This is a genomic window from uncultured Leifsonia sp. (assembly GCF_945957465.1).
Taxonomy (GTDB): domain Bacteria; phylum Actinomycetota; class Actinomycetes; order Actinomycetales; family Microbacteriaceae; genus Leifsonia.
In genome coordinates this window covers 1-24,759 of the sequence record NZ_CAMFLC010000037.1, presented here as the reverse complement: position 1 = coordinate 24,759, position 24,759 = coordinate 1, and the positions used below count along the sequence as shown (strand labels likewise).

Below are 24,759 nucleotides of genomic sequence, written 5' to 3'. Positions count from 1 at the left end.
TCGGTGAGCGGCTCGGACTCACTCGTCCGGCGGCTCGACGTTCTTGACCATGTCGGGATTCGACGGCTGCTGGGCCGGGTCGAAGTCGGCGGGGGGCGGCTCCGCGCCGCCGGCGTCGCCGGCCGGGGCGTTCTGCGTCTGGGCGTTCTGCGTCTGGGCGTCCGTCACGTCCTCGGCTCCCTCGGGGGTCGTCCGGCCCCCGCCGTCGGCGCCCTGGCCTTGCTCGGTCTCAGCGGGTTCGGACGCCTGGGCGTCGTGCTCCGAGCCGGCGTCGGTCTGGCCGCTTCCCCGCTCGAAGCGCTCGGGATCGTCCTCGACGGGCACACCCTGCGCGTCCGTGTTCGGGAGTCCTCTCGTGTCGCTCACGGCTTGCCCTCCTCGCTGTACGACGTGGCCGAGTCGTCGTCCTCGTCCACCGGTCGGTCCGGGTCGAGGTCGGCGATCACGTCCTGGATCACATTCTGGTGCGCGGTGGGCACTTCGGCGCCGCCGTCGTCTCCTTCGAGGTCGCCCGCCAGTCCGTTCGTCGGGTCGTGGCCGGTGACCGCATCCTGCTCGTCACGCTTTTCGTCCATGCCGCCACCGAACGCCGAACCCCCCTGCACTCGCAAGGGGGTTCATCGCGTCGCGAACGGGCGTACCGTTCGTGCGTCAGCTATCGCCCAGGCGTCGGCCGTCAGGCGCCGGCCGTCAGGCGCCGGCCGCGGCGGCCACGAGCTGGTCGAGCTGCTCCCGCGTGACCGGGCTCCCGGGGAACGATGCCGCGCGGATCAACGGGATCGACTCGGCCATCCGGCGCAGCCCCGGGTCGGCCAGCATGGCACCCATGCCCTGGGTCTCCGCGCCCTGCGCGAGCGCCGCCATCAGGATCGGGCCGCCGACCGGGTGCTCGAGCCACTCGCCGAGCGTCGAGTCGACCGTCAGTGGCGCTCGGCGGCCGTCGCCCGCGAGGGCGACCGTGGCCGATCCGCGCAGATCGCGGGACGACGCTCCGACCTCGACGACGTAGTCTCCGCCCTCCACGACCCAGCCGCCGAGCTCGGTGTCGAAGTAGGCGAGGTCGGCCGCGGGGACCTCGACCACCACCGTCTCGGTCGCTCCCGCCGCCACGGCCACGTTCGCGAACCCCTTCAGCTCGCGCACCGGCCGCTGCACCCGCGAGCCCGGGACCGACACATAGACCTGCACGACCTCCCGGCCGTCGCGCGCGCCCGTGTTGGTGACGTCCACGGACACGCGGAGCGCGCCGTCGGCGTTCGCGGTCGCCACCGGCGCACCGAACGCGAAGGTGGTGTACGAGAGGCCGTGACCGAACGGGAAGCTGACATCCAGACCGCGGGCATCGAAATCGCGGTACCCGACGAACAGGCCCTCGCCGTAGCGCACATGACCCTTCTCGCCAGGGAAGTTGAGATACGACGCGGTGTCCTCCAGCCGTACCGGGATGCTCTCGGCGAGCCGGCCGGACGGGTTGACGACGCCGAACAGCACGTCGGCGATCGCGCCGCCGCCCGCCTGACCGAGCAGCCAGCCCTCCACGATGGCCGGCACGCGGTCCGCCCAGCCGGAGACGCGGACGACGCCGCCGTTGGAGAGAACGACGGTCACGCGCGGGTTGGCAGCGATGACGGCCTCCAACAGCGCGGTCTGCGCGGCGGGCAGCTCGAGGTGCTCGCGATCGAAGCCTTCGGACTCGTCCTCGCTCGGGAGGCCGAGGAACACCACGGCGTCGTCGGCCGCTGCAGCTGCAGCGACCGCCTCGGCGGTCAGGGCGACCTCGTCGACCGCCTCGGCGCCACCGACCGCGTAGCCGGGTGCGAAGGTCACCGTCGCGTCGCCGGCGAGCGCGACGAGCTCGTCGAGGGCGTTGTCGAGTCGGGTCGGCACGATTTGGGAGGAGCCCGCACCCTGGTAGCGCGGCGTGCGGGCGAACTCGCCGATCACGGCGATCGTGCGGCCGGCGGCGGTGGACAGCGGCAGCACGCCGTCGTTCTTGAGCAGGACGACGCTTCGGCCCGCGACCTCCCGGGCGAGGGCGTGGTGGGCCTCCGCGTCGTAGGTCGCATCGGCGTCGGCGCCGGCGAGCGCCTTCTCGACCAGCTCGATGACGCGGTCGGCGGCGGTGTCGAGCACCGACTCGGAGAGCGAGCCGTCGCGCACCGCGGCGACCAGCCGCGCGTCGGTCACGCCGCCGCTCGACGGCATCTCGAGGTCGAGGCCCGCGACGAGGGCACTCACGCGGTCGTTCACGGCACCCCAGTCCGAGACGACGAGGCCCTCGAAACCCCACTCCTCACGCAGCACGCTCGTGAGGAGCCACGGGTCCTCGCTGGCGTAGACGCCGTTGATGCGGTTGTAGGAGCACATGACGGTCCACGGCTGGGTCTGCTCGACGATGTGCTGGAAGCCGCGCAGGTAGATCTCGCGCAGCGGGCGTTCGTCGACGTCGGCGCTGACCCGCAGCCGGTCGGTCTCCTGGTTGTTCGCGGCGAAGTGCTTGAGCGAAGCGCCGACGCCCTGCGACTGGAGGCCGCGCACCAGTGCCGCGCCGAGCCGTCCGGAGACGATCGGATCTTCGGACAGGTACTCGAAGTTGCGTCCGCAGAGCGGTGAGCGCTTGATGTTGATGCCAGGACCGAGCAGCACGCCGACCCCTTCGGCCTTGGCCTCCTCGCCGAGCGCCCTGCCGACGCGCTCGAGCAGCTCGGCATCCCACGACGAGCCGAGGGCGACGGCCGGCGGGAAGCACGTCGCCGGCACGCTGTCGCCGATGCCGAGGTGGTCGCCTCCCTGCGCCTGCTTGCGCACGCCGTGCGGGCCGTCGGTGAGGTAGATCGACGGGATGCCGGCGCGGTCGACCGCTTCGGTCGACCAGAAGCTGCGACCGCTCGTGAGCGACGCCTTCTCTTCGAGGGTCAATTCGGATGCACGGGTGAGGCGGTCGACCATGATTCTCCTTCGATGACGGTCGCGGGTCGGGCAATACCTTACACCAGTCGGTTTTTGATATGCCGCGCCACAGACATTCGTGACGAATATCGCGATTCGTGGCACGAAAAGTCGCATTCGTGACGAATCTACGGCGGAAGCGGCGCTCACACCCGCCGCATCAGGTCCCGGAGGGCGCCCATGTACTGGGACGACGCCTGGTAACCGGGATGGGTGGCGACCTTGACGAGGTAGAGCGGCGGGCCGAACTCGTCGGCTCCGCGATCGATCTCGTTGTCCTTGAACGATGCGTCGGGGAACCCGAGATAGTCGGTGCGGCGCCACAGGTTGACCCAGGCCACCCGGCCGTCGGGCTGCGTGAGCAGCTCACGCAGGGTCGGCTTGTCGCGGAGGTCGATGTCGCGGCCTCCGGAGCCGTCGGTTCCGTGATCCTCGATCACCTGCCGCAACCAGGGATCCGCTTTCCAGAGCGACGGTCCGCGGCTGGGCAGCGTGCCCAGCGCCTCCGGGCCGAACAGCTCGGGGAAGAACCGACCGAAGTACGCGCGCAGCTGCGTTCCGTACGTGAGGAGTCCCAGGTTCTTGAGACCGCCGGACGTGTCGGCGCCGAGGGTGAAGATCGCCGAGACGGCGAGCACCGCGCCGAGACTGTGCGCGCTGAGGATGACCTTGCGGCGCTGCCGGGTGGTCAGCGCTCTCAGCTCGTCGCGGGCGCGCTGCTCCGCCGTGCGGCGGTCCTCCACTCCGCCCGCCGCCAGGTCGGCCTCCAGCCAGGCGACGATGCGGTCGCGCAGCTCCGGGATGACGCGCTCGGCGTAGCATGGCGGGCCGAACGGGTGACCGGCACGCGGCAGGAAGCACATCAGGTCCCACATCACGCCGATCGGGCGCTCCTTCGTGGTCAGGGCGTTCTCGGCGATGGTGACCACGGCGGCGACGGCGATCAGCCCCAGGGCGGGCAGCGCAAGGTCGAGCAACGCCGGCCGCAGCGGCTGCGGCAGGGCGATCGCGACGACCACGCCGAGTGCGAGAAGCCCCGCCAACACCCCGAGCACCGGCTCGCCGCGGTGGAACAGCGCAGCCGAACGGCGGGCCCGCAGCATCCGGAAGTCGAGCTTGCCCGCCGACTTCACCAGCGGCACCCTGCCGTCACGATAGGCGCGCAGCGGTTCGCGGAGCGCACGGCCGCCGATGGTCTCCGGCGTGGTCAGGCGCGGCGTCGTGCGCATCCGCAGCAACGCCACCACCAGCACGAACACCGCCAGGAGCACCGCGAGCACCGGCACCATGCCGCCGAAGTTGCGGTACGCGACCGGTGTCGTGAGGCCGCCAGGACTCAGCGGGCAGACGGGCGCCGATCCCGTCGAGGCCAACGCGCACTGGGAGCCCAGGACGAGCAGCGTCGACAGCAGCATCGCCGCACCCAGCGACAGCAGCATGATCACGCCCGGTCCGGTGCCGCGCCAACCCTGGTACGCGAAACCGCGGTGCCGTCCCATCGGCCAGAAGACCACGAGCGCCGTCAGCAGCGCGGCACACAGCGCGGCGATCCCGTACGCCGCTGCGGTCGGCGGCGCCAGGTGGAGATCGCGGGGCGTCGACACGACGGCGACCAGCAGCGCGACGCCGCCGACGACCACGACGCCGATGGACAGCCAGCGCGGCACCCCGCGCCGCCAGCCGAGCGCGGAGAGCGCGATCGCGAGCAGCACGCCGAGGATGATCGAAGGTGCGATCACCAGTCCGAGGAACGACGGCGCGTGGCGGTCGACCGCCGCATCCGGCACGGCGACCGAAACCGCAACCACGACGTACACCGTCGCCGCCACGACCAGCATCCAACCGGCCACGCCGTCGCGCCGGCGCAGCTTCGCCCGGATGAGCGCGTGCCGGCGCTCGTCGCGCTCGGTCGCTCCGGCGCCCGCCATCGCACGCTCGGCACGGCCCGCGACAGTGGTGTCGGACTGCCGCACGACGAGCGCCACCACGGCGACGAGCCCGACCGCGGCGAGCGCCGCAGCGGCGGTCAGCCACCACCTGGCGAGCAGCGGCGTGGTGACGGGATCGAAGCAGGCGGCCGGAAGATCCAGGCCGGCGGGCGCGCACGAGCCGAAGACGCCGTCCCAGCCGATCAGCAGCGAGACCAGGAAGAAGGCGGCGGCCACATGGAGCAGCTCACTCGGGAGCCTGACCCGAGTGATCCCCCAGAAGCCGTCGGTGGCGAGCGGCCGGCGGGGCGCGGCGGGCTGACCGGCCGCGACACCGCTCACGTCGCTCGCCGTGCGGATCTTCGCAACGGTCCCGAAGATGCCGGCCTCGTAGCGGGTGCGCGCCTGGTGCGAGACGAAGAACAGCAACAGCACGCCCGCGATCGGGACCAGCGAGAGCACGGCGACCCGGATCCCGCGGTGGTCGAGCCCCGGCGCTTCGAAGAAGCCGGTCACCCAACCGGGGAGAGCCGGGCACAGCGCCGGCCTCGCGAGGCACTGCGTGCCGATCAGGTCGAGGCTCACGGAGGCCAGCGCGCACACGTAGAGCAGAGTGAGGCCGAGCGCGAACACGCGCAACGAAGCCGCGCCCCTCCCGGCACGCCACTCCCCGGTGCGCGCCTGGTCGGGGATCGGTCGGGTCCAGTAGGCGGTGTTGCACAGCCCGAACGGCAGGATGAGCAGCCAGGCGAGCTGCACGAAGAACTGCCCGACCGCCACGAGGGCGCCGCCGCCATAGCGTGCGAGCATCCCCCACGAGTAGGCCTCGCGACGGATCACGGTCGGCGGGGTCGCCGGGTCCTCCGGGTCGACGGGGTCGACGGTCGGCACGTAGAAGCCGCCGTTCTCGTCGGCCTGATCGGCGCGCACGTCGCCAGGCGCGACGCCGAGCATCTCCCCCGGCGGCGTGTTCTTGATCCCGTGGATCCTGAGCTCCAGGACCGCCGGACCGCGCTTCGCGAAGACGGAAGGCGACCGCGCCATGGCCGAACGATAGCGGCGGCCGGCGGGTGGTGGCTACGGGGACGTCGACACGACCTCCTGAACTGCACGGACCTCTGGTCGAGGAGGCGAGGACAGCGTACGCTCACCGCTATGAGCAACCCAGAAGAGCCGGCAGGCGACGCCCGCGAGAACCTCGAGGGCAGCTACACGGAGTCCGACGACCAAGGCCCGCACGAGCGCACCGTCCACGGTCAGTACACGGAGACCGAGGGCGACCCCGGCCCGGATCCCGCCGTCGAGGGAAGCTATACCGACACGGACGAACCGGCCGACGCGCCCGAGGGCGAGTACACCGAGGGCGACTACCGGGAGCCCTGAGCCGCCACCGCGGTCGGCGAGGCCGCCACCGCGGTCAGGAGTACTTCTTGCGGGCCTTCACGGCCTGCTTCTTGGCGCTCTTGCGCGCCTTCTTGACATCGGGGCTGTTCCAGAAGGCGGTCATCGAGTCGACGATCTGGTCGTAGCGCTCCCGGCCGGCGCGCGCACCCAGGACGTAGGCGGCGGCGATGATCAGGAGCACGAAGAATGTCTTGGGTCGCATGCCGCGACGATAACCCTCGGTGCGGGCCGGGGGAAGGCCCGGCCGGATCAGGTGGACTCACAGGCGCCGCGACCTCAGGTGCCGGTGGAGGCCCCTCGGCGGGACAGCCGCTTCAGCAGGATGTGCAGCGGCTGCGAGAGGAACAGGATCAGCAGCCAGAACATGCCGCCGCCGGGAAAGAGCACGGCGAGCACGAGCGCCAGGGCCATCAGGATCACGAAGGTCCAGCCGCGCAGCAGATCGGACCGGTCGGCGGCCTCGGGCAGCAGCATCCCGGGCGTGCGCACGATGATCACCTCCATGAATTGCATGGTGACGGTCGCCAGCAGCAGGTCGCCGATGTACAGGGCGTAGACGTCGGGCTGGCCGTTGGGGCTGTCCGAGAGCACGTTGGCGGTGAACGGCATGAACACGATCGCGGCGAGCCAGAGGATGTTGAGCCACATCAGGCCGTTGGTGTAGCCGTCGATCCAGTCGAAGACCTGATGGTGCACCATCCACAGCCGGGCGATGACGGCGAATGAGATGGCGAAAGCGAGCAACTGCCAGAAGTTGTCCTGGAAGTAGGGGCCGATACCGTGCTTCACGACCTCCGGGCCGGCGTCCACGAGGGGGAGGATGAGCAGGGTGATCGCGATCGCGACCACGGCGTCGGAGAAGTTGACCAACCGGTCGAACCCTCGCTGCGTGCGCATCACCGCCATGCGCCCATAGTGCCAGACCGAGCGCGTGGCAGACTGCTGGCATGCCGCACCTCAACGCCGGGCCGGGCGAGTACGACCTCACCGCGAGCGCCCTGATCTTCCGCGAGCTGGAGGGGCGCCTGCACCTCCTGGTGCACCGGCACCGCAAGCTCGGGCTCCTGATGCAGCCGGGCGGTCACGTCGAGCGCACGGAGGACCCGTGGGCGGCAGTCGCCCACGAACTCCGCGAGGAGTCGGGGTACGAGCTCGAGCAGTTGCTGCTCCTGCAGCCGACGCACCGGATCGTGAGCGCGCCCGGCATCGCGATCCTCCCTCAGCCGTTGTGCGTCGATGTTCACCCGATCGGCGACGACCACTTCCACACGGATCTGGCGTACGGGTTCGTGGCGACCTCCGATCCGGCCGGACGGCCCGGCGAGGACGAATCCCAGGAGCTGCACTGGCTGCCGGTCGACGAACTCGGCACGCCGCAGGGGCCGGCCGACCTCGCGCCGGGGCTGGCCGACGCCGCCCGCTACGCCAGCGACTCGATGAAGGCGTCGATGCTGGTGACGGTCACGCCGCCGCGTGCGAACACCTTCTCGGTGAGCACTCTGTGGACCTCCGGATCGGCATCCCAGCAGCCGTCCTCGAGCACGACCAGCCGGTAGTCGCGGTCCGAGGCGTCGCGCACCGTCGAGAGCACGACCCCGCTGGTGGCGACGCCGGTGAGCACGAGCGTGTCGACGCCGCGGGCGGCGAGCTGCTCATGGAGGTCGGTCGTGCCGAACGCGCCGACGCGCTTCTTGCGCACGACGATCTCGCCGTCGGCGGGCGCGATCCGCGGGTCGATCTGCGTGTGCGGGCTCGCGGCGTTCAGGCGCTCGGCCGCTCCGGCGAAGCGGGAGGTCGCCGGGATGCCCGCCGCTTCCTCCGCCGTCACGGCGACGCGCACGTAACCGATGGTGAGGCCGGCGGCGCGGGCGGCCTCCCGCGCCCGCACCAGGCCGGCGAGGAAACCGTCGGAGTCGGGCAGGCGGTCCAGGATCCCGGGCTGGAGGTCCATGAGCAGAAGGGCGGTCGAGGAGGGGATCAGGGAGAGATCGTTCACATGGATAAACTACCTCGCTGACGCGGGCCGGCCGATCGCCCGAGCGCCTCCAGCCCTCGTGCGAGACGTGAGTAATCGCGGGAATCCGGGGGTGGATTTGCGCGATTACTCACGTCTCGCGGGCAGGTGGGCGGTCAGGTGGGGCGGTCAGGCGGAGGCTTCGAGGATCGCGTCGCTCACGTCGCTGAGGTGCCGGAGGGCGCGGCGGCGCTCGTCGGCGGTGTTCGTCAGGTAGGCGACCACCAGGTCGCGCACCGGATCGGCCCAGACGTTGCAGATGCTGCTGCCGTTGTGGCCGAACGTACGGGGATCGGCGCGGGAGCCCGTGGGCCGGGCCAGCCCGATCGGGCCGCCGAGCTGGAAGCCGTACGCCCAGCGCACCGGGTATCCCATGATCCGGTCGGGCTCGCCGTCGCTCGAGACCTCCCGCGCGGCGGCGATCGTCTCGGGCCTCAGCACGCCCTCCCCGCCGGCGAGGAGCAACCGGTAGAAGTCCGCGAGTTCGCGTCCGTTGGTGCTGAGCGCAGCCGCCGGCACCGGCACTGCCCGCGTCCGCGGCCGGTTGAACAGGAGCGTGCGGGCGTGTTCGGCGGCGCTCACCGCGCGCAGCGGCACTCCACGGGAGGCCTGCCCATCGGGGAGGCCGAGCGTCGTCTCGGTCAGACCGGCCGGCCGCAGCAGGTTCTCGGCGATGAACCTTTCCACCGGCATCCCGCCGACGCGGCGGACGAGCTCACCCAGGATGAAGCCGAAGCTGAGCACGTGGTATCCGACCACTTCGCCCGCGGGCCACCGCGGGCGGGCAGCCTCGGCGGCTGCGACCGAGCGCCGCAGATCCGTCAAGCGGACCGTGTCGCCGAGCAGGCTCCCGGTCGAGTACGGGACGCCGGCGCGATGCGAGAGCACGTGACGGATGGTGATGTCGGACTTGCCGCCGCGCGCATAGGCGGGCCAGTGAGCGGCGACCGGGTCGTCGAGGCGCAGCATCCCCCGCTCGGCCAGCAGGTGCACCGCGAGCGCCACGAACGGTTTGCTCACCGAGAACGTGTAGAACAGGGCGTCGGGGCCGCAGCCCGTCCGGCGGTCGAGGAGGACCTCCCCGCCGCGCATCACGGTGAGCCAGGCCGCCCCTCCGCGTGCGTCCACCAGGTCGGTGACGCGGCGGAAGTCGGGCATGACCGCATCTTCGCGTGGCGCGAGTGGGCATGCAAGGAGGCACTTGCATTCGCCATCTGCCTACTGTATACAGAATACAGACGGACCCGCGCTGCACTCCGGCGCACCCCCACACAGCAGAGACTCTCAAGGAACGAGGTACTCATGTCTCGCGTCGACTCAACGGTGAGAAGGGCGCTCGCCATCACGGCGGCCACCGCACTGGCACTCGGACTGGCCGCTTGCTCCGGCTCCGGCTCCGGCTCGGGGTCAGGGACCAAGACGGTCGTCTGGTCCACCTGGGGCACGCCCCAGGAGCTCACCCGGTACAAGGAATTCGACACCCAGTTCATGAAGCAGCACCCCGACATCAAAGTGGTGCTCCAGCCGGTCGCCGACTACGGCGACTACCACACCAAGCTCCTCGCGCAGCTGGCCTCCGGCACCGCTCCGGACGTGTTCTACATCGGTGACGACAAGATCGGCCAGTTCGTCAACTCCAAGGCGCTGCTGCCGCTGACCTCGCTGATGAACTCGTCCGCGAGCAAGACCAAGCCTGCGGACTTCGCGCAGGGCCTGTTCGGGGCGACCAAGAAGGGCGACGAGCTCTACGCGGCGCCCAACGACTCCAACCCCGACGCCCTCTGGTACGACAAGGCCGCTCTCAAGAAGGCCGGCGTCACGGAGGACCCGGCGAAGCTCGCCTCCGAAGGCAAGTGGACGACAGAAGCGTTCCTCGACATGAACGAGAAGCTGCACAAGGCGGGCCTGACCGGTTCGATGTTCTGGAACTACTGGTCGACCCACTACAGCTGGATCTCGTCCCAGGGCGGGAAGGCCTTCGACGACTCCGGGAAGTTCGTCGCCAACACCGACCCGACGAGCATCAAGGCGATGGACGTCCTCGCCAAGAACTTCCAGAACGGCACCTTCGTCGTCGCCGACACGCTCCCGGAGGGCGCCGGCGCGGACAGCGTCTTCGTGACCCACAAAGCCGGCTTCTTCGTCCAGGGCCGCTACACGATCGGCACCGTCAAGGCGGCGGGCGACCCGGAGAACTACGACGTCGCTCCGTGGCCCACGCCGTCGGGCAAGGCTGCCCCGACCGGCGTCGCGGTGAGCTACCTCGCCATCAACGCCAAGACCAAGAACAAGGACGCCGCGTTCACGTTCTGGACGAACTTCCTCTCGGCCGAGGGCCAGACCTTCCGTCTGAAGGGCGGCGGCAACGCCGTCCCGTCGATCAAGGGCGCCGACTCGGTCGTCCTCGACGGCTACCCGGCGCACGCCCAGACCCTGCTCGACATGCGCGACATCGGCTTCGAGGACTACACCACCGAGGCCTCCGTGCCCGGCCTGTCCAGCGACATCAGCGACAAGATGCTGGCGCTCTACCAGGGCAAGGAGTCCACGCAGGCCACCCTCGACGACGTCGCGAAGATGATCGCCGACAAGACCGGCGGCAAGTGAGGCGAACGACGTGAGCGCACTGGGAGAGGCAGCGGTCGTCACCGAGGCCGAGATCACCCCCGCGACGCCGGGCGGGCTCCGTACGGAGTCCGCCTGGCGGCGTCGCGACCGCCGCTGGGGCTACGTCTTCGTCGGGCCGCAGCTGCTCGGGATGGCGCTCTTCGTCGTCGTGCCGTTCGTCGCGAGCCTGGTGCTCGCCTTCGCCCACTGGGACGGCTTGAACGACCTCAGCTGGGTCGGCTTCGACAACTTCAAGACGGAGCTGACCGATCCGCTGTTGGGGAGGTCGATCCTCAACACCCTGCTGATCGCCCTCATCACGGTACCGATCGGCCTCGGGCTCGCCGTCGTCCTGGCGGTCGCCCTCGAGCGGTTGAAGACGCGCACGCTCTATCTGATCCTGTTCTTCGCACCGGTGGTGACCTCGTCGGTGGCCGTCGCGATGATCTGGCAGCAGCTCTTCCGCAAAGACGGAGTGATCAGCGGCTTCATCGCCTCGGTCTTCCACGTCGCGCCGCCGGACTGGCTGGGCGACCCGCACCTCGCCCTCATCGCGGTGTGCATCGTGACGATCTGGTCGTCCGTCGGCCTGAACGTCATCATCTTCCTGGCCGGCCTGCAGAACATCTCGCCCGCTGTCATCGAGGCGGCCCGGCTCGACGGCGCCGGCGCGCTCACCCTGTTCTTCCGCGTGCGGCTGCCGCTGCTGTCGCCGATCATCTTCTTCTCGACGGTCATCGCGTTCATCAGCTCGCTGCAGACGTTCGACACCGTGTTCATCCTGACGGCGAACGCCGGTCCCGACAACGCCACCCGCACGATCGTGTACCACATCTACGATCTGGGCTTCGGCAAGTTCCAGTTCGGTCCGGCCAGCGCGGCCTCCATCATCCTGCTGATCATCACGCTCATCATCACGGGCATCCAGTTCACCGCGCAGAAGAAGTTCGTCCACTACGAGGATGGTGCCGCATGACCACCGCCGAGCTGACCGCGACGTCCACCGCCCCTTCGGCGCCGGCCCCGCGCACGCCACGCACCGGCAAGGGGGCCGGCCGTGCCCGCAAGGCCGTCCTCCACATCGTGCTCCTGGTGGGCGGCATCGCGATGGTGTTCCCGTTCCTCTGGATGCTGGTCACCTCGTTCAAGTCGCTCCCGCAGCTGCTGAACGACCCGCTGAGCTTCTGGCCGCAGCCGTTCACGCTGCAGAACTATGTGGACGCCTGGAATGACGTGCCGTTCGGCTCCGCATACTGGAACACGATCTACATCGCCGTGCTGGTGGTCGTCGGCACGCTGATCACGGCCGCGATGGCCGGCTACGCGTTCGCCCGCATCCCCTTCCGCGGCAGCCGGGTACTGTTCGTCGTCTTCCTGGCGACGCAGATGATCCCGATGCAGGTCACGCTGATCCCCTTCTACTTCCTGATGGCACGGCTCGGCTGGGTGGACTCGCACCTCGCGCTCATCGTTCCGGCCGCGCTGGCGAACCCGTTCGCCGTGTTCCTGATGCGCCAGTTCGTCCTCTCGCTGCCGAAGGAGTTGGAGGAGGCCGCGATCGTCGACGGCGCCGGGCGCTGGCGGATCTTCTGGAGCATCATCCTCCCGAACCTCACGCCCGGACTCGGCGCGCTGGCGATCATCGTCGCGCTGAGCACCTGGAACAACTTCCTGCTGCCGCTGGTGATCCTCAATTCGCAGGAGAACTTCACGGTGCCGCTGCTGCTGCAGAGCTTCCGCGGCCAGTTCGGCTCGGTCAACTACGGTCTGATCATGGCCGCGTCGGCGATCGCCACCATCCCGATGCTGATCGCGTTCGTGATCGGGCAGCGACGCATCCTCAACAGCATGGCGGCGTCGGGGCTGGGCGGGCGGTGAGCACCGCGGATCGCGTGTCGCCGTTCCTCGATCTGGTGTCGGCGCCGTTCACGCTGCCAGGATCGCGCATCCTGGTCTTCCGCGACGACGCGGTGCCCGATGGTCTGACGGTCAGGCTCGCCGAGTACGAGCGCGCTCTGGATGACTGCGTGCTCGTGCGGACGCTGCGTGTGCTCGACGGCGACGGGCGCGTCGCCCCCGTGTCCGCCGTGCGCCCCGATCGCATCGCGTTCGGCGACTCGGACGTGACGCTGACCTTCGATGGCCCCGACGCGCTGAGCGCGGGAGGCCGCGGCAGCTGGTCGCTGGAGGTCACCGACCCGTCGGGAGCGACCACATCGTTCTCGTCGGCCGACGGCTCGGTGCGGATCTCGACGGACGGCGTGCGGCGCGTTCCTGGTCGCGAGCACGAGGCCGCCCTCGCGGCGACGGGCGCCGTCTGGGACGCGTGGTTCGCCCGCACGCCCGCCGTACGCGACGACCTCGCCGACATGACCGCCTTCTGCTGGTGGGTGCTCGGCGCCAACATCGTTTCGCTCCCCGGCCGCGGCGCGCGGGCGGTCGTCCCCTCGAAGATCGGCTACGTCGGCCTCTGGCAGTGGGACGCGTACTTCATCGCCTCGGGTCTCCGGCACGGCGACCCTGAGCTCGCGCGCGAGCAACTGGAGCTGGCGTTCGGCTACGCGACCGCCGACGGCCAGCTGCCGGACGTGGTGCACGACGAGGGCGTCCTCGCGTCGAGCGACGACCTCCCGCCCGGCGACCGGGAGAACCTGCGCCGCGCCGGCTCGGCCATCGCGGACCCCGCGGCGCCGATCCCGCTGACCAAGCCGCCGCTGGCAGCGTGGGCGCTCCGGCGACTCGACGGCTTCGTCGACGATCCCGCGTTCTTCGACGCGGCATGGGAGGCCGTCGCACGCAGTCAGGAGTGGTGGTTCGCGCACTCCGACCTGGACGGCGACGGGATGCCCGAGTACGGCCACCCGTACTCGTCCGGCCTCGACGACAGCCCGGTCTTCGACGCCGAGCTGCCGGTGGCGTCGCCCGACCTCGCGGCGTACCTGATCCTGCAGGACGACCTGCTGGCGGCACGGGCGCGGGAGACCGGAGACGTCGCCGCGGCCGCTCGGTACGCCGACCGGGCCGCGCACACGCTCGCGCTGCTGGAGGGGATGTGGGACGACGAGGCGGGCTTCTTCCTGTCAGCCGGCGCCGGGCGTCCCGTGGCCGCCGAGACCGCCGTGTCGCTCCTGCCGCTGCTGACCGGCCGGCTGCCTGGCCGCTACGTCACGGGAATCCTCGCCGCACTCGACGACCCCGAACGCTTCGCGACGACCTGGACCGTACCCACCGTCGCTCGCCGTGAGGCGTCATACTCCGACGAGCGCATGTGGCGCGGGCCCGTGTGGGTCAACGTCAACGCGCTGCTGGCGGCGGGACTGGCGGTGTCCGGCCACACGGCCCGCTCGCGCGAACTGGTCGAGGAGACGCTCCGCCTGGTCATCCACGCGGGAGGACCGCACGAGTACTTCAACCCGTCGACCGGGCAGAAGGCGCGGACGGCGACGACCGCGTTCGGGTGGTCGGCGGCGCTGTTCGTCGATCTGGCGGTGTCGGTTTCGGGGTGAGCCCGCGCATCGTCGGGAGTCGCGGCTACACGCCGAGGCGGACGAGCCGTGACGTGGCGCCACCGCGTTCGATCGCGAAGTCGCCCGCGAACGCGCGGTCAGTGACGCGATAGCCACCGGCCACGCCCTCCACCCGGATCGCGCCGTTCTCGTCGGTGCGCACGCGCGTCGGCGCCGTCCACCACTCGTCGCGGATCAGCCGCTCGAGCACCGCGTACGACGGCTTCGGCGTCCCGTCGGCCCGCACGAGGCCCGACGGCGCGCCCAGCCAGGCGCCGGCGTCCGAGAACCCCCAGTAGGTGATCGATTCGACGGCAGGGTGGCCGAACAGCGAGCGGTAGTGGCGTTCCATGTCGTCGGCCTGCCGCGCCTCCCCCTCGGGCGTGGAAGGCCAGGACTCGACCTGATAGTCGTTGAGGTCCTCGATCTCGGGCGGCATCAGGTGGCCCGAGACGAACGTGGTCTCGGTCAGCTGCAGCGGGAGGCCGAACCGCGCGAACCGGTCGACGATCTCCAGGATCTCGTCCTCCCCGCGGTAGCCCTGGTGCATGTGGGTCTGGAGCCCGATCGCGTCGACGGCGACACCGTCGGCGAGCGTCTCCTCGATGACCCGCTCGTAGTCCGGCGACAGTTCGAAGTCGTTGATGACGAGGGTCGCGGCCGGGTTCGCGGCGCGCGCCTCCTCGAAGGCCAGCCGGATCAGGTGCTGGCGCCCGCGGGTGGCGGCAAGGGGTGTGATCGCGTTGTCGCCGTTCGCGAAGACCGGCATGATCACGGTCTCGTTGATCGCGTCCCAGAGCTGGATCACGTCGGCGAAGCCGGCGACCGTCTCACGCACATGGGCGCGCAGCAGCCGCTCCACTTCGTCGTCGCCGCCGACCTCCATCAGCCAGTCGGGCTGCACGGTGTGCCAGACCAGCGGGTGGCCCTTCACCCGCACGCCCTGTCCGACCAGCCAGGAGGCGACCTCGTGGAGGCGGGCGGCCCGTGTCTCACCCCGTCGCGGCTCGAAGGTGCCCCAGTAGAACGGCAGCGTCGCCTGGTTGAAGAGCCGCAGAAACGGCTCGGCCCCGTCGAAGCCGTGCTCGACGAAGTCGAAGCCGATGTTGCCGAACCCGAACGCGTGCGAGCGCTGTTCGACCGTCACCTCCCGATCCGCCAGCGGAACGCCTTCGGGGCCGACGAGCGTGACGGCCGTGATTCCGGTGCGGTGCGCGGGCACTGTACCCGTGCTGCTGAGGTGCTGCATGCGTCCACGCTAGCCCCGGCGCCCCTACCGCCTCGCCGAGGTGCGTCTCGACGCAGCGGAGCGGACGCGATTCGTGACGAATCGACGAAAAGTCGGCACGAAAGTCGACATTCGTGACGAATGTCGGGGGAGCTAGCCGAGCCGCTCCCACTTGATGCCGGCGTCGGCGAGCAGGCGTCGCATGCCGTTGGTCCAGTTCTCGGCGAGCGCCGCTTTGGCCGCCGGCACGTCGCGCTCGACGAGGTGGCGGGCGATCTCCGCATGCTCCTCGGCCGAGCGCTCGACCAGCACCTCGTCGCCGACCAGGAGCGATTCGTAGCGGTGGATGGCGCTGCGCACCTGGGCGATCTGCTCGAGCAGCTTCTTGTTGGGGCAGGAGCTCAGCATCAGGTTGTGCCACTCGTCGTCCTTGCGGTTGACCACCGCGTGTTCGGCGACGTCGTCCGAGAACGCCGCCGCGAGCGCGCCCAGGCGTTCGCCCAGTGCTGCGAGCTCGTCGACCGGCGACAGGTCGAGCGCGAGCCCCTCGAGTGTGACGATGATCGGGCAGAGCTCTTCGAACTCGCGGGCGCTCAGGGGCACGAACCGGAAGCCCTTGCCGTTCTCGCTCTCGATCTGGCCTTCCGACTCGAGCGCGATGAGGGCCTCCCGCAGCGGCGTGCGCGAGACGCCGAGTTCGGCGGCGAGCTGCACCTCGTTGATGCTCTCCCCCGGCCGCACGTCGCCGGCGCGCATGCGCGCGATCAGCTCCTCTCGCACCTGGGAACGCAGGTTCTTGCGCTCGATCGCCATGTGACCCTCCCGGCCGGACTCGTGGTCGTCAGCTTAGGGCTTGACCCGGCGCTACGATCCGTTTAGCGTTGCTGTATACAGAATACAGTCGACACTGAGCGACGCACAAGTGACCCAAGGAGACCGATGACGATCCCCGAGCCCCGGAGCATCCGGCTCGACGCGCTCGCCTACGGCGGCGACTACAACCCCGACCAGTGGCCGGAAGAGGTCTGGGCGGAGGACGTGCGCCTGATGGTGGAGGCCGGCGTCAACATCGTCACGCTCCCCGTGTTCTCCTGGCCGCTGCTGGAGCCGGAGCCGGGTCGCTGGGACTTCGACGGCCTCGACCGCATCATCGACCTCCTGTGGGCGGCCGGCATCCGGGTCGACCTGGCCACCGCGACGGCCACGCCGCCGGCCTGGCTGGTGCGCGAGCACCCCGAGGTGCTGCCGTGGAACGCCGACGGGGTGCGGCTCGAGTTCGGCTCGCGGCAGTCTTACTGCCCGAGCTCGCCGGTGTTCCGGGAGGCCGCGCTGCGGCTGACCCGCGCGCTCGCCGAACGTTACGGCGAGCATCCCGCCCTCGCGCTCTGGCACGTGTCGAACGAGTACGGCGATCACGTCGCGCGCTGCTGGTGCCCGGAATCCGCGCGGCACTTCCGCCGCTGGCTGGAGGCCCGCTACGGCGACATCGCCGGACTCAACGCGGCCTGGGGCACGAGCTGCTGGGGTCAGCACTACCTGGACTTCGACCAGATCGAGCCGCCGCGCACCGCGACCGGTCCGATCAACCCGGCCCAGGTCGTCGACTTCGAGCGGTTCTCGTCCGACGCCCTGCTCGAACTCTTCACCGCGGAGATCGACGTGCTTCGGGAGGTGACGCCCGAGGTCGCGGTGACCACCAACTTCATGAGCCTCTTCCGCGAGCTCGACTACTGGCGCTTCGCCGACGCCGAGGACCTCGTGACCGACGACGCGTATCCCGACCCCGCCGACCCGCACGCCCACGTGGCCGCAGCGCTCAACTACGGGCTCATGCGCGGCCTGAAAGACGGACGGCCGTGGCTCCTCCTGGAGCAGGCGCCCAGCGCGGTCAGCTGGCGCGACGTCAACGTGCCCAAGGCGCCGGGCCAGCTGCGGCTCGGCAGCCTGCAGGCGGTCGCGCACGGCTCCGACGGCGTGATGTTCTTCCAGTGGCGGCAGGCCACGTTCGGGCCGGAGAAGTTCCACTCGGCGATGCTCGGCCACCGCGGCGAACGCAGCCGCAGCTTCCACGAGTCGAAGGCGCTCGGCGCCGAGCTGAAGAAGCTGGAGGCGGTGCGCGGCACGCGCGTGCGCTCGTCCGTCGCCCTCGTGGCCGATTGGGACGCCTGGTGGGGCGTCACGCAGTCCGAGTCGATGCCCTCCCAGCGCCTCGACTGGCTGACCGAAGCGCGCGCGTGGCACGCCGCCGCCTACGCCCTGGGGCAGCCGGTCGACGTCGCCCGGGCCGCCGGACCGTTCGGCGACCACCGCGTCGTGCTCGTGCCCAACCTGTACGCGGCCACAGCCGAGCAGGCGCAGGCGATGACCGCCTTCGTCGCCGCCGGCGGCCAGCTGGTGGTCGGGCCGTTCTCCGGAGTGGTCGACCACCGGGAGCAGGTGCACCCGGGAGGCGCACCGGGTCCGCTGCGCGACCTCCTGGGCGTCGAGGTGGACGAGTGGTGGCCGCTCGCCGACGGCGCCCAGCGCACCGTCGAGCTGGGCGGCGTCGTCCACTCCACCCGCGTGTGGGGCGAGTGGATCGAAGCCGCTCCGGGCACGGAGGTGCTCGCCCGCTTCGCCGACGGCGACCTCGCCGGCCTGCCGGCCCTGACCCGTCGTGCCCACGGCGACGGCGCCGCCTGGTACCTGGCGGCCGGCCTCGACGGGCCGGCGATGCGCGCCGTGCTCGCCGAGGTGTTCGCGGCCGCCCGCTTGCAGACCCGGGAGGCCGGCCTGACTCTGGAGGTCGTGACCCGCACCGACGGTGTCACCGATTTCACCTTCGTCCTCAACCACGGCCGCGAGGAGCGGGTCGCCCCACGCATCGCGGGCGGCACCGACCTGCTCACCGGCGCCGACGCGGGCGGCGGCCTGCCGCTCCCCGCGTTCGGCGTCGCCGTGATCGCGCACCCGACCGTCTGATCCATCGAGAGAGGCCAGCATGTCCCACCCCTTCGTCCACCCGTACGTGCCCAACACGGCACCCGAGTCTCGCCGGGCGATGCTCGACGCCGTCGGCGCCGTCAGCGTGGAGGAGTTCTACGCCGACGTCCCCGCCGATCTCCGGCTCGGGCGCGACCTCGACCTCCCGGAGCCGCTGATCGCCGAGCAGGACCTCGTGCGTCACGTCGGCGGCCTGCTGCGCCGCAACCGCGCAGTGGAGCCCGGGCGGCTGTTCCTGGGCGCCGGCACGTACTCCCACGCCGTCCCGGCCGTGGTGGACGAGGTGATCAACCGCAGCGAGTTCCTCACCGCCTACGCCGGCGAGCCCTACGAGGACCACGGCCGGTTCCAGGCGCTGTTCCAGTACCAGTCGCTCATGGGCGAGCTGCTGAACCTCGACGTGGTCAACGTACCCACCTATGACGGTTACCAGGCGGCGGCGACGGCCCTGGCGATGGCGACGCGCGTCACGGGACGCCGCGGCATCCTGCTGGTCAGCGACGCCCACCCCGACAAGCTGTCGAAGGTGCGGGACTACGTGCAGCCGATCGCGGATCTCCACATCGTGCCGACCGTCGACGGCACCGCCGACCTCACGGCGGCCCTCGCGCTCATCGGACCGGACACGGCCGCGGTGTGGGTCGAGACTCCCAGCTTCCACGGTGCCCTCGAGACCGCGGTGGCGGAGCTGGCCGACGCCGCCCACGCGGCGGGAGCGCTGCTCGTCGCCGGCACCGACCCGATCGGCCTCGGCGTGCTCGCCTCGCCCGCCGACCACGGCGCCGACATCGTGCACGGCGACATCCAGTCGCTCGGGCTGCACCCGTGGTTCGGCGGAGCGCACGCCGGATTCATCGCCGTGCCCGACGACACCCGGCTCGTGATGGAGCTGCCGTCGCGGCTGTTCGGGCTGGCCTCCACCGACGTCGAAGGCGAGTACGGCTTCGGAGACGTCGCCTACGACCGCACGTCCTTCGCGCTGCGCGAAGAGGGCAAGGAGTGGGTGGGCACCGCAGCCGCACTCTGGGGGATCGCCGCCGGCGTCTACCTCGCTCTGCTGGGCCCGCAGGGGATGGCCGAGCTCGGCGACACCATCATGTCCCGAACGGTATATGCCCGCCAGGCGCTCACGGCGCTGCCCGGCGTCGGCGCGACAGACGGGGCCATCCACTTCCGCGAGTTCGTGGTCGACCTGCGCGATGCCTCCGTCACCGCGCCCGGAATCGTCGCGGCGCTGCGCGAACGCGGCTTCGAGCCCGGCCTCGCCCTGGATGACATGCGCCTGCTGGTATGCGTCACCGAACAGAACACCCAGACCGACATCGACGACCTCGCCGCCGCGTTCGGCGAGGCGCTGGCGACCGCCTCGAAGGAGAACGCACGATGAGCCTGCCCATCGCACCCAAGCCCGCGCTGCGGCGCTTCCACCAGGCCCGCTGGGACGAGCCGATCGTCTTCGAGCTGCACACGCCGGGCGAGCGCGGCGTCATCCCGTCGCAGACCGAGAACGGGGTGCGGGAGGCCGTCGGCGACGTGGTCGCCGAGCTGCCCGCGTCGCTGCGCCGCGCCGAGCCGCCCGCGCTGCCCGAGATCGGGCAGATGCGCGTGCTCAAGCACTACCTCCGCCTGAGCCAGGAGAACCTGGGCGCCGACCTCAACGTCGACGTGGGTCAGGGCACGTGCACGATGAAGTACGCGCCCAAGGTCAACGAAGCGATCATCCGCACCCCCGACCTCACCGAACTGCACCCGCTGCAAGACCCGGACACCGCACAGGGCGTCCTCGAGATCGTCTGGCGAACCGAGCGGATGCTGGCCGAGATCTCCGGAATGAGCCGCGTCTCGCTGCAGACCAGCGGCGGCTCGGAGGCGATCTGGGCCAACATCTCCATGATCCGCGCCTACCACGCGTCGCGCGGCGAGGCCGAGCCGCGCGACGAGGTGATCACGACGATCTTCTCGCACCCGTCGAACGCGGCGGCCGCCAGGATGGCCGGGTACACGGTCATCACGATCTTCCCCGACGCCGACGGCTACCCCGACGTGGAGGCCCTGCGCGCGGCGATCTCGCCGCGCACCGCCGCGATCATGGTGACGAACCCCGAGGACACCGGCATCTACAACCCGCGCATCCGCGAGTGGGTCGACCTCGCCCACTCGGTCGGTGCGCTGGCGTCGTACGACCAGGCGAACGCCAACGGCATCCTGGGCATCACCCGCGCCCGTGACGCCGGCTTCGACGTCTGCCATTTCAACCTCCACAAGACGTTCGGCACGCCGCACGGCTGCGGCGGCCCGGGGTCCGGCGCCAACGCGGTGTCGGAGGCGCTCGCGCCGTTCCTGCCCGGCCCGGTGATCGAGAAGGTCGGCGACCGGTTCGTCATCGACGGCGACCGGCCGCAGTCCATCGGGTCGGTCGCGCCGTTCTACGGCGTCATCCCGAACATCGTGCGCACGTACGCCTGGATCCGCGCGCTCGGCGCTCCCGGGCTGCGGGCGGTGGCCGAGACCGCGGTACTGAACAACAACTACCTGATGAAGCTCGTCCTGGACATCCCGGGAGCGAGCGCGCCCTACGCCACCGGCCGCCGCCGCATCGAGCAGGTGCGCTACTCCTGGCAGGGCCTGTTCGAGGAGACGGGGATCAGCTCGGAGGAGATCGGCATCCGTGCCAGCGACTTCGGGATGCACTACTGGACCAGCCATCACCCCTACGTCGTCCCGCAGCCCTTCACGCTGGAGCCCACCGAGTCGTACTCGAAGGCCGAGCTCGAGGAGTACGCACGGGTGCTGGCCGAGGTCGCACGGGAGGCCCGCGAGACTCCGGAGGTCGTCCGTACCGCCCCGCACAACCAGACCGTGCACCACACGCACCACGACGACCTCGACGACCCCGAGCGCTGGGCGGTGACGTGGCGTGCCTACCGGCGCAAGCACTTCGGCGAGGGCGCTGCGAACGCCGCCGGGGCCGCGACCGCGACCACGGCCACGGCGACGGCGACGCTGGAGGATGCGGTCGCGTGAACCGGGTGCAGCAGTGGGCGCGACCGTGACGATCGGCGTCATCGTCAATCCGGTCGCCGGCGTCGGCGGACCCGCGGGGCTCGCGGGGAGCGACGGCGTCGCGGTGCAGCTCGAGGCGCTCCGCCGAGGCGGGCGTGCACGGGCCGCCGAACGGGCGACGGAGGCGTTGCGCGTGCTCGCCGCCGCCCGCCCTGGCCTCGACGTGCTCACGGCTGCGGGCCCGCTCGGCGAGGACGCCGTGCGGGCTGCCGGCCTCACGCCGCGCGTCGTCTACACGCCCTCCGCCCGTGCGCGCTCCCTCCCCGCGAGGGGCACGTTGTCGTCGCTTTCGGGGCGCGGAAGTGACGGCGACGTGCCCTTCGGCGCTGCGGAGGGCGCGACGACGGGGGATGACACGGCCCTGGCGGCCGCGGCGCTCCACGCGGCAGGCGCCTCGCTCGTGCTGTTCGCGGGCGGGGACGGCACGGCGCGCGATGTCGCCCGCGGCCTCCCGTCGGGCGTTCCGATGCTCGGGATCCCGGCCGGCGTCAAGATGTACTCCGGCTGCTTCGCGGTCGGGCCGGCCGCCGCCGGCGCTCTCGCGGCCGACTGGCTCACCCGGCGCCTCGCGCTGGCCGAAGCCGAAGTGCTCGACCTCGACGAAGACCTGCTGCGTGCCGGAAGACCGGAACCGCTGCTCTTCGCCCTCGTGCCTGTCCCGGTCTCGGCCGGTCGCACGCAGGCGCGCAAGGCGCCGACACCCGCCGGCGCGCGCGAGGCCGTGCGCCGCGCCGCCGCGGGCGCGGCCGAGCGGATGCGCCCCGGCACCCGCTACCTGCTCGGCCCCGGCGGCACGACCGCCGAACTCGGGCGTCTCCTCGGACTCGACACCTCTCCGCTCGGCGTCGACATCGTCCACGACGGCCGCCTGATCGCCCGGGACGTCACCGAGCGTCAGGCCTACGAAGCCGTCACCGGCCATGACGCACAGGCGATCGTCACCGTCATCGGCGGCCAGGGCTTCCTCCTCGGCCGCGGCAACCAGCAGCTCTCCGCGCGCGTGATCGCGGCGCTGGGAGCCGACCCCCTGCTCGTGGTCGCGACCGAGCAGAAGCTCATCGACCTCGCCGGCCGGCCGCTCCTGGTCGACACCGGCGATCCGGCGCTCGACGAGCGGCTGGCCGGTCACGTCACCGTGATCACCGGGCCCGCCGCCGCGAGCCTCTACCCTGTCAGTGCCGCGACAGCGGCCCCCATCGAAGGAGAACCCGAATGCGTCTAGCCGGCAAGTCCGCCATCGTCACCGGAGGGGCGGGCGGCATCGGCCGCGCCACCTCCCTCGCCTTCGCTGCGGAGGGCGCCCGGGTCGCGGTCGTCGACCTGCAGCACGAGGCGGCGGAGGCGGTGGCCGCCGAGATCCGCTCCGCCGGCGGCGAAGGGATCGCGTTCGGCGCCGATGTCTCCGCCGAGGCCGACGTCGAGCGCGTCGTCGCGGCGACCGTCGAGGCGTTCGGCGGCATCGACGTGTCGTTCAACAACGCCGGCATCATCCGTCGCACCACCGCCGTCGAGACCACCGTCGAGGAGTGGGACCGCGTCTTCGGAGTCAACGTGCGCGGGGTGTTCCTGATGTGCAAGCACGTCGTTCCGGTGATGGCGGCCGCTGGAGGCGGATCCATCATCAACACCGGCAGCGGCTGGGGCCTCAAGGGCGGTGGCCAGGCGATCTCGTACTGCGCATCCAAGGGGGCGGTCGTGAACATGACGCGCGCGCTCGCGATCGACCACGGGCCGCAGGGCATCCGCGTCAACTCGATCAACCCCGGCGACGTCGACACCGGCATGCTGCGTGACGAGGCGCGCCAGCTCGGCCAGGAGACCGGTTCGTTCCTCGCCGAGGCAGCCGATCGTCCGCTGCGGCGCATGGGCGCGCCCCGCGAGATCGCCGCGGCCGTCGTCTGGCTCGCGAGCGACGAGTCGTCCTACGTCACCGGCACCGCGCTCGTCGCCGACGGCGGGGGCATCGCTTAGAGCCGAGGCAGATTCAGAGGCCCAGGGACTTCTTGATGAGGGATTCGGGGTCGGGGGTGGCGGCGGCGTTCTCGCGCGCCTCCTGATTGGCCTCGGTGACGGCCTGCACGACCTCGTCGCGCTGGATGCGGATGCCGCGCGGCGCGTCGATGCCCACGCGGATGCCGTCGCCGCGGACGTCGAGGATCGTGATGACGATGTCGTCGCCGATCAGCACGCGCTCCCCGACTTTCCGCGTCAATACCAGCATTGGTCCAGCCTATCCGGCCGCGCATCCGGCGGACAGGACCCGCCGTCAGGAGGTCGGGCGAGGCAGCGGATCCGGAACCGGCGTCGCGGCGACGCCAAGCCGTCCAGGCCGGCCGGGCGGTGCGGGAGGTGCGTCGAGCCAGAGCAGCGGGAGGCCGAGCGCGCCGACCGCCCAAGGCGTCGCCGTGTGCGCGGCTCCGTGGGCGGCGATCCCGTCGACCGCGAGCACGGCGTCGACGGCGTGCACCCAGACCGCCGTGTCGTCGAGCTTGCGGCTGACGTCGACGGCGACCCAGACCTGGTCGGGCTCGATGCCGGCGAGGGAGGCGGCGAGCGCCGGAACGGCGTCCACCCGCGCCAGCTCGACCACGCCCACGATCGGGCACTCGCGGCGCACACCCTCCGCCCGCGCCGCGAGCGCCTCCCGCCGGTCGCCGACCGCCAGCACGTCGGCGTCGGCGGAGGCCGCGAGGGTCGCCGCTGCCGCCTGCGCGTCGCCTCCGAGCCCGACCACGAGCGTGAGGTCGCCTCTGCCGCGGAGCCGCACGGGAGGCGCCTCCCGCAGCACGTGCGCGCGTGCGGTCGCGTGATGCTCTGCGAGGGGCACGTCGTTGTCGCTGTCGGGCTCCGAAAGCGACGACGATGTGCCCTTCGGTGAAGCGGGGGATGCGGGTGGTGCGGTGGGAGCAGCGGCGTCGGGAGGAGCAGCGGCGTCGGTGGCCCGCACGAGGTCGTCGAGGATGGCGGCGAAGGTCTGCGACGACGTCGACACCGCAGGCAGCACCTCCTGCCCGAGGTCGCCGCCGAGCCACTCAGGCCGCGATCGACTCCGCACCTCTCACCACCCCGACGGTCTCG

22 protein-coding genes and 1 pseudogene are annotated in these 24,759 nt (G+C 71.2%); 11 read left to right on the top strand and 12 right to left on the bottom strand.

The annotated features are described in order from the left end of the window. Positions 1 to 18: 18 nt before the first annotated feature. From Q0Q23_RS14955 to Q0Q23_RS14940, 4 genes are all read right to left on the bottom strand, one after another. A complete protein-coding gene (locus Q0Q23_RS14955) occupies positions 19 to 366 on the bottom strand; it encodes a hypothetical protein (RefSeq protein WP_295125655.1) in 348 nt (115 codons plus the stop codon). Beyond that, positions 363 to 575: a hypothetical protein gene (locus Q0Q23_RS14950; protein ID WP_295125652.1), complete on the bottom strand. Its 213-nt coding sequence runs from the start codon at positions 573 to 575 to the stop codon at positions 363 to 365. The genes Q0Q23_RS14955 and Q0Q23_RS14950 overlap by 4 nt, the downstream gene beginning before the upstream one ends. 115 nt (positions 576 to 690) lie before the next feature. Continuing rightward, the gene (locus Q0Q23_RS14945) at positions 691 to 2,949 is read right to left on the bottom strand and encodes a glycoside hydrolase family 3 C-terminal domain-containing protein (RefSeq protein WP_295125649.1); all 2,259 of its coding nucleotides are present in this window, start codon (positions 2,947 to 2,949) and stop codon (positions 691 to 693) included. 146 nt (positions 2,950 to 3,095) lie between these two features. Further along, positions 3,096 to 5,921, bottom strand: coding sequence for a hypothetical protein (locus Q0Q23_RS14940; protein WP_295125646.1), 2,826 nt, complete (start codon positions 5,919 to 5,921; stop codon positions 3,096 to 3,098). A gap of 111 nt (positions 5,922 to 6,032) precedes the next feature. Here Q0Q23_RS14940 and Q0Q23_RS14935 point away from each other — a divergent pair, with 111 nt between their 5' ends. Further along, positions 6,033 to 6,260 carry a hypothetical protein gene (locus tag Q0Q23_RS14935; protein ID WP_295125643.1) on the top strand — a complete coding sequence of 76 codons (228 nt, stop codon included), beginning with the start codon at positions 6,033 to 6,035 and terminating at the stop codon, positions 6,258 to 6,260. Between the two features lie 34 nt (positions 6,261 to 6,294). Here Q0Q23_RS14935 and Q0Q23_RS14930 read toward each other — a convergent pair whose 3' ends face one another. Together Q0Q23_RS14930 and Q0Q23_RS14925 are read right to left on the bottom strand one after the other, a co-directional pair. Then, positions 6,295 to 6,483, bottom strand: coding sequence for a hypothetical protein (locus Q0Q23_RS14930; protein WP_295125640.1), 189 nt, complete (start codon positions 6,481 to 6,483; stop codon positions 6,295 to 6,297). A 74-nt stretch (positions 6,484 to 6,557) separates the two neighbouring features. Beyond that, a complete protein-coding gene (locus Q0Q23_RS14925) occupies positions 6,558 to 7,187 on the bottom strand; it encodes a TMEM175 family protein (RefSeq protein ID WP_295125637.1) in 630 nt (209 codons plus the stop codon). 41 nt (positions 7,188 to 7,228) lie between these two features. Between Q0Q23_RS14925 and Q0Q23_RS14920 the strand changes: the two are divergent. Then, positions 7,229 to 7,657 (top strand): annotated as a pseudogene (locus Q0Q23_RS14920) (NUDIX domain-containing protein); the annotation flags it as partial. 44 nt (positions 7,658 to 7,701) lie between these two features. Here the strand turns inward: Q0Q23_RS14920 and Q0Q23_RS14915 are convergent. Then, positions 7,702 to 8,277, bottom strand: coding sequence for a cysteine hydrolase family protein (locus Q0Q23_RS14915; protein WP_295125634.1), 576 nt, complete (start codon positions 8,275 to 8,277; stop codon positions 7,702 to 7,704). Positions 8,278 to 8,424: 147 nt separating this feature from the next. Then, a complete protein-coding gene (locus tag Q0Q23_RS14910; RefSeq protein ID WP_295125631.1) occupies positions 8,425 to 9,453 on the bottom strand; it encodes a serine hydrolase in 1,029 nt (342 codons plus the stop codon). A 144-nt stretch (positions 9,454 to 9,597) separates the two neighbouring features. On the opposite strand from Q0Q23_RS14910, the gene Q0Q23_RS14905 reads away from it, so the two are divergent. Genes Q0Q23_RS14905 through Q0Q23_RS14890 form a run of 4 tightly spaced genes read left to right on the top strand, consistent with a single transcriptional unit; the run spans position 9,598 to position 14,408 of the window. Further along, on the top strand, positions 9,598 to 10,902 hold the full coding sequence (locus Q0Q23_RS14905; protein WP_295125628.1) for a sugar ABC transporter substrate-binding protein: 1,305 nt from the start codon (positions 9,598 to 9,600) through the stop codon (positions 10,900 to 10,902). Between the two features lie 10 nt (positions 10,903 to 10,912). Beyond that, positions 10,913 to 11,878 (top strand): carbohydrate ABC transporter permease, encoded by a 966-nt coding sequence (locus Q0Q23_RS14900; RefSeq protein ID WP_295125625.1) that lies wholly within the window; start codon positions 10,913 to 10,915, stop codon positions 11,876 to 11,878. Further along, positions 11,875 to 12,780, top strand: coding sequence for a carbohydrate ABC transporter permease (locus tag Q0Q23_RS14895; protein ID WP_295125622.1), 906 nt, complete (start codon positions 11,875 to 11,877; stop codon positions 12,778 to 12,780). The genes Q0Q23_RS14900 and Q0Q23_RS14895 overlap by 4 nt, the downstream gene beginning before the upstream one ends. Continuing rightward, positions 12,777 to 14,408, top strand: a complete 1,632-nt coding sequence (locus tag Q0Q23_RS14890; RefSeq protein WP_295125619.1) for an amylo-alpha-1,6-glucosidase — start codon at positions 12,777 to 12,779, stop codon at positions 14,406 to 14,408. Before Q0Q23_RS14895 ends, Q0Q23_RS14890 begins: the two co-directional genes overlap by 4 nt. Before the next feature lie 25 nt (positions 14,409 to 14,433). Here Q0Q23_RS14890 and Q0Q23_RS14885 read toward each other — a convergent pair whose 3' ends face one another. Continuing rightward, positions 14,434 to 15,657 carry an endo-1,4-beta-xylanase gene (locus tag Q0Q23_RS14885; protein WP_295125616.1) on the bottom strand — a complete coding sequence of 408 codons (1,224 nt, stop codon included), beginning with the start codon at positions 15,655 to 15,657 and terminating at the stop codon, positions 14,434 to 14,436. A 132-nt stretch (positions 15,658 to 15,789) separates the two neighbouring features. Further along, positions 15,790 to 16,449: a GntR family transcriptional regulator gene (locus Q0Q23_RS14880; protein WP_295125613.1), complete on the bottom strand. Its 660-nt coding sequence runs from the start codon at positions 16,447 to 16,449 to the stop codon at positions 15,790 to 15,792. A 126-nt stretch (positions 16,450 to 16,575) separates the two neighbouring features. Between Q0Q23_RS14880 and Q0Q23_RS14875 the strand changes: the two genes are divergently transcribed. From Q0Q23_RS14875 to Q0Q23_RS14855, 5 genes are read left to right on the top strand one after another with little or no spacing between them, the layout of a single operon-like run. Next, positions 16,576 to 18,597 carry a beta-galactosidase gene (locus Q0Q23_RS14875; RefSeq protein ID WP_295125610.1) on the top strand — a complete coding sequence of 674 codons (2,022 nt, stop codon included), beginning with the start codon at positions 16,576 to 16,578 and terminating at the stop codon, positions 18,595 to 18,597. A 19-nt stretch (positions 18,598 to 18,616) separates the two neighbouring features. Continuing rightward, a complete protein-coding gene (gcvPA, locus tag Q0Q23_RS14870) occupies positions 18,617 to 20,005 on the top strand; it encodes an aminomethyl-transferring glycine dehydrogenase subunit GcvPA (RefSeq protein WP_295125607.1) in 1,389 nt (462 codons plus the stop codon). After that, positions 20,002 to 21,642: an aminomethyl-transferring glycine dehydrogenase subunit GcvPB gene (gcvPB, locus tag Q0Q23_RS14865; protein WP_295125603.1), complete on the top strand. Its 1,641-nt coding sequence runs from the start codon at positions 20,002 to 20,004 to the stop codon at positions 21,640 to 21,642. Before gcvPA ends, gcvPB begins: the two co-directional genes overlap by 4 nt. Then, complete coding sequence (locus Q0Q23_RS14860) at positions 21,629 to 22,903, top strand: ATP-NAD kinase family protein (protein ID WP_295125600.1); 1,275 nt, start codon at positions 21,629 to 21,631, stop codon at positions 22,901 to 22,903. Before gcvPB ends, Q0Q23_RS14860 begins: the two co-directional genes overlap by 14 nt. Continuing rightward, positions 22,894 to 23,652 carry an SDR family NAD(P)-dependent oxidoreductase gene (locus tag Q0Q23_RS14855; RefSeq protein WP_295125597.1) on the top strand — a complete coding sequence of 253 codons (759 nt, stop codon included), beginning with the start codon at positions 22,894 to 22,896 and terminating at the stop codon, positions 23,650 to 23,652. Before Q0Q23_RS14860 ends, Q0Q23_RS14855 begins: the two co-directional genes overlap by 10 nt. 13 nt (positions 23,653 to 23,665) lie before the next feature. Here Q0Q23_RS14855 and csrA read toward each other — a convergent pair whose 3' ends face one another. Together csrA and Q0Q23_RS14845 are read right to left on the bottom strand one after the other, a co-directional pair. Beyond that, positions 23,666 to 23,902: a carbon storage regulator CsrA gene (gene csrA / locus Q0Q23_RS14850; RefSeq protein ID WP_295125594.1), complete on the bottom strand. Its 237-nt coding sequence runs from the start codon at positions 23,900 to 23,902 to the stop codon at positions 23,666 to 23,668. 45 nt (positions 23,903 to 23,947) lie between these two features. Beyond that, positions 23,948 to 24,736, bottom strand: coding sequence for a hypothetical protein (locus Q0Q23_RS14845; protein WP_295125591.1), 789 nt, complete (start codon positions 24,734 to 24,736; stop codon positions 23,948 to 23,950). Positions 24,737 to 24,759 lie beyond the last annotated feature (23 nt).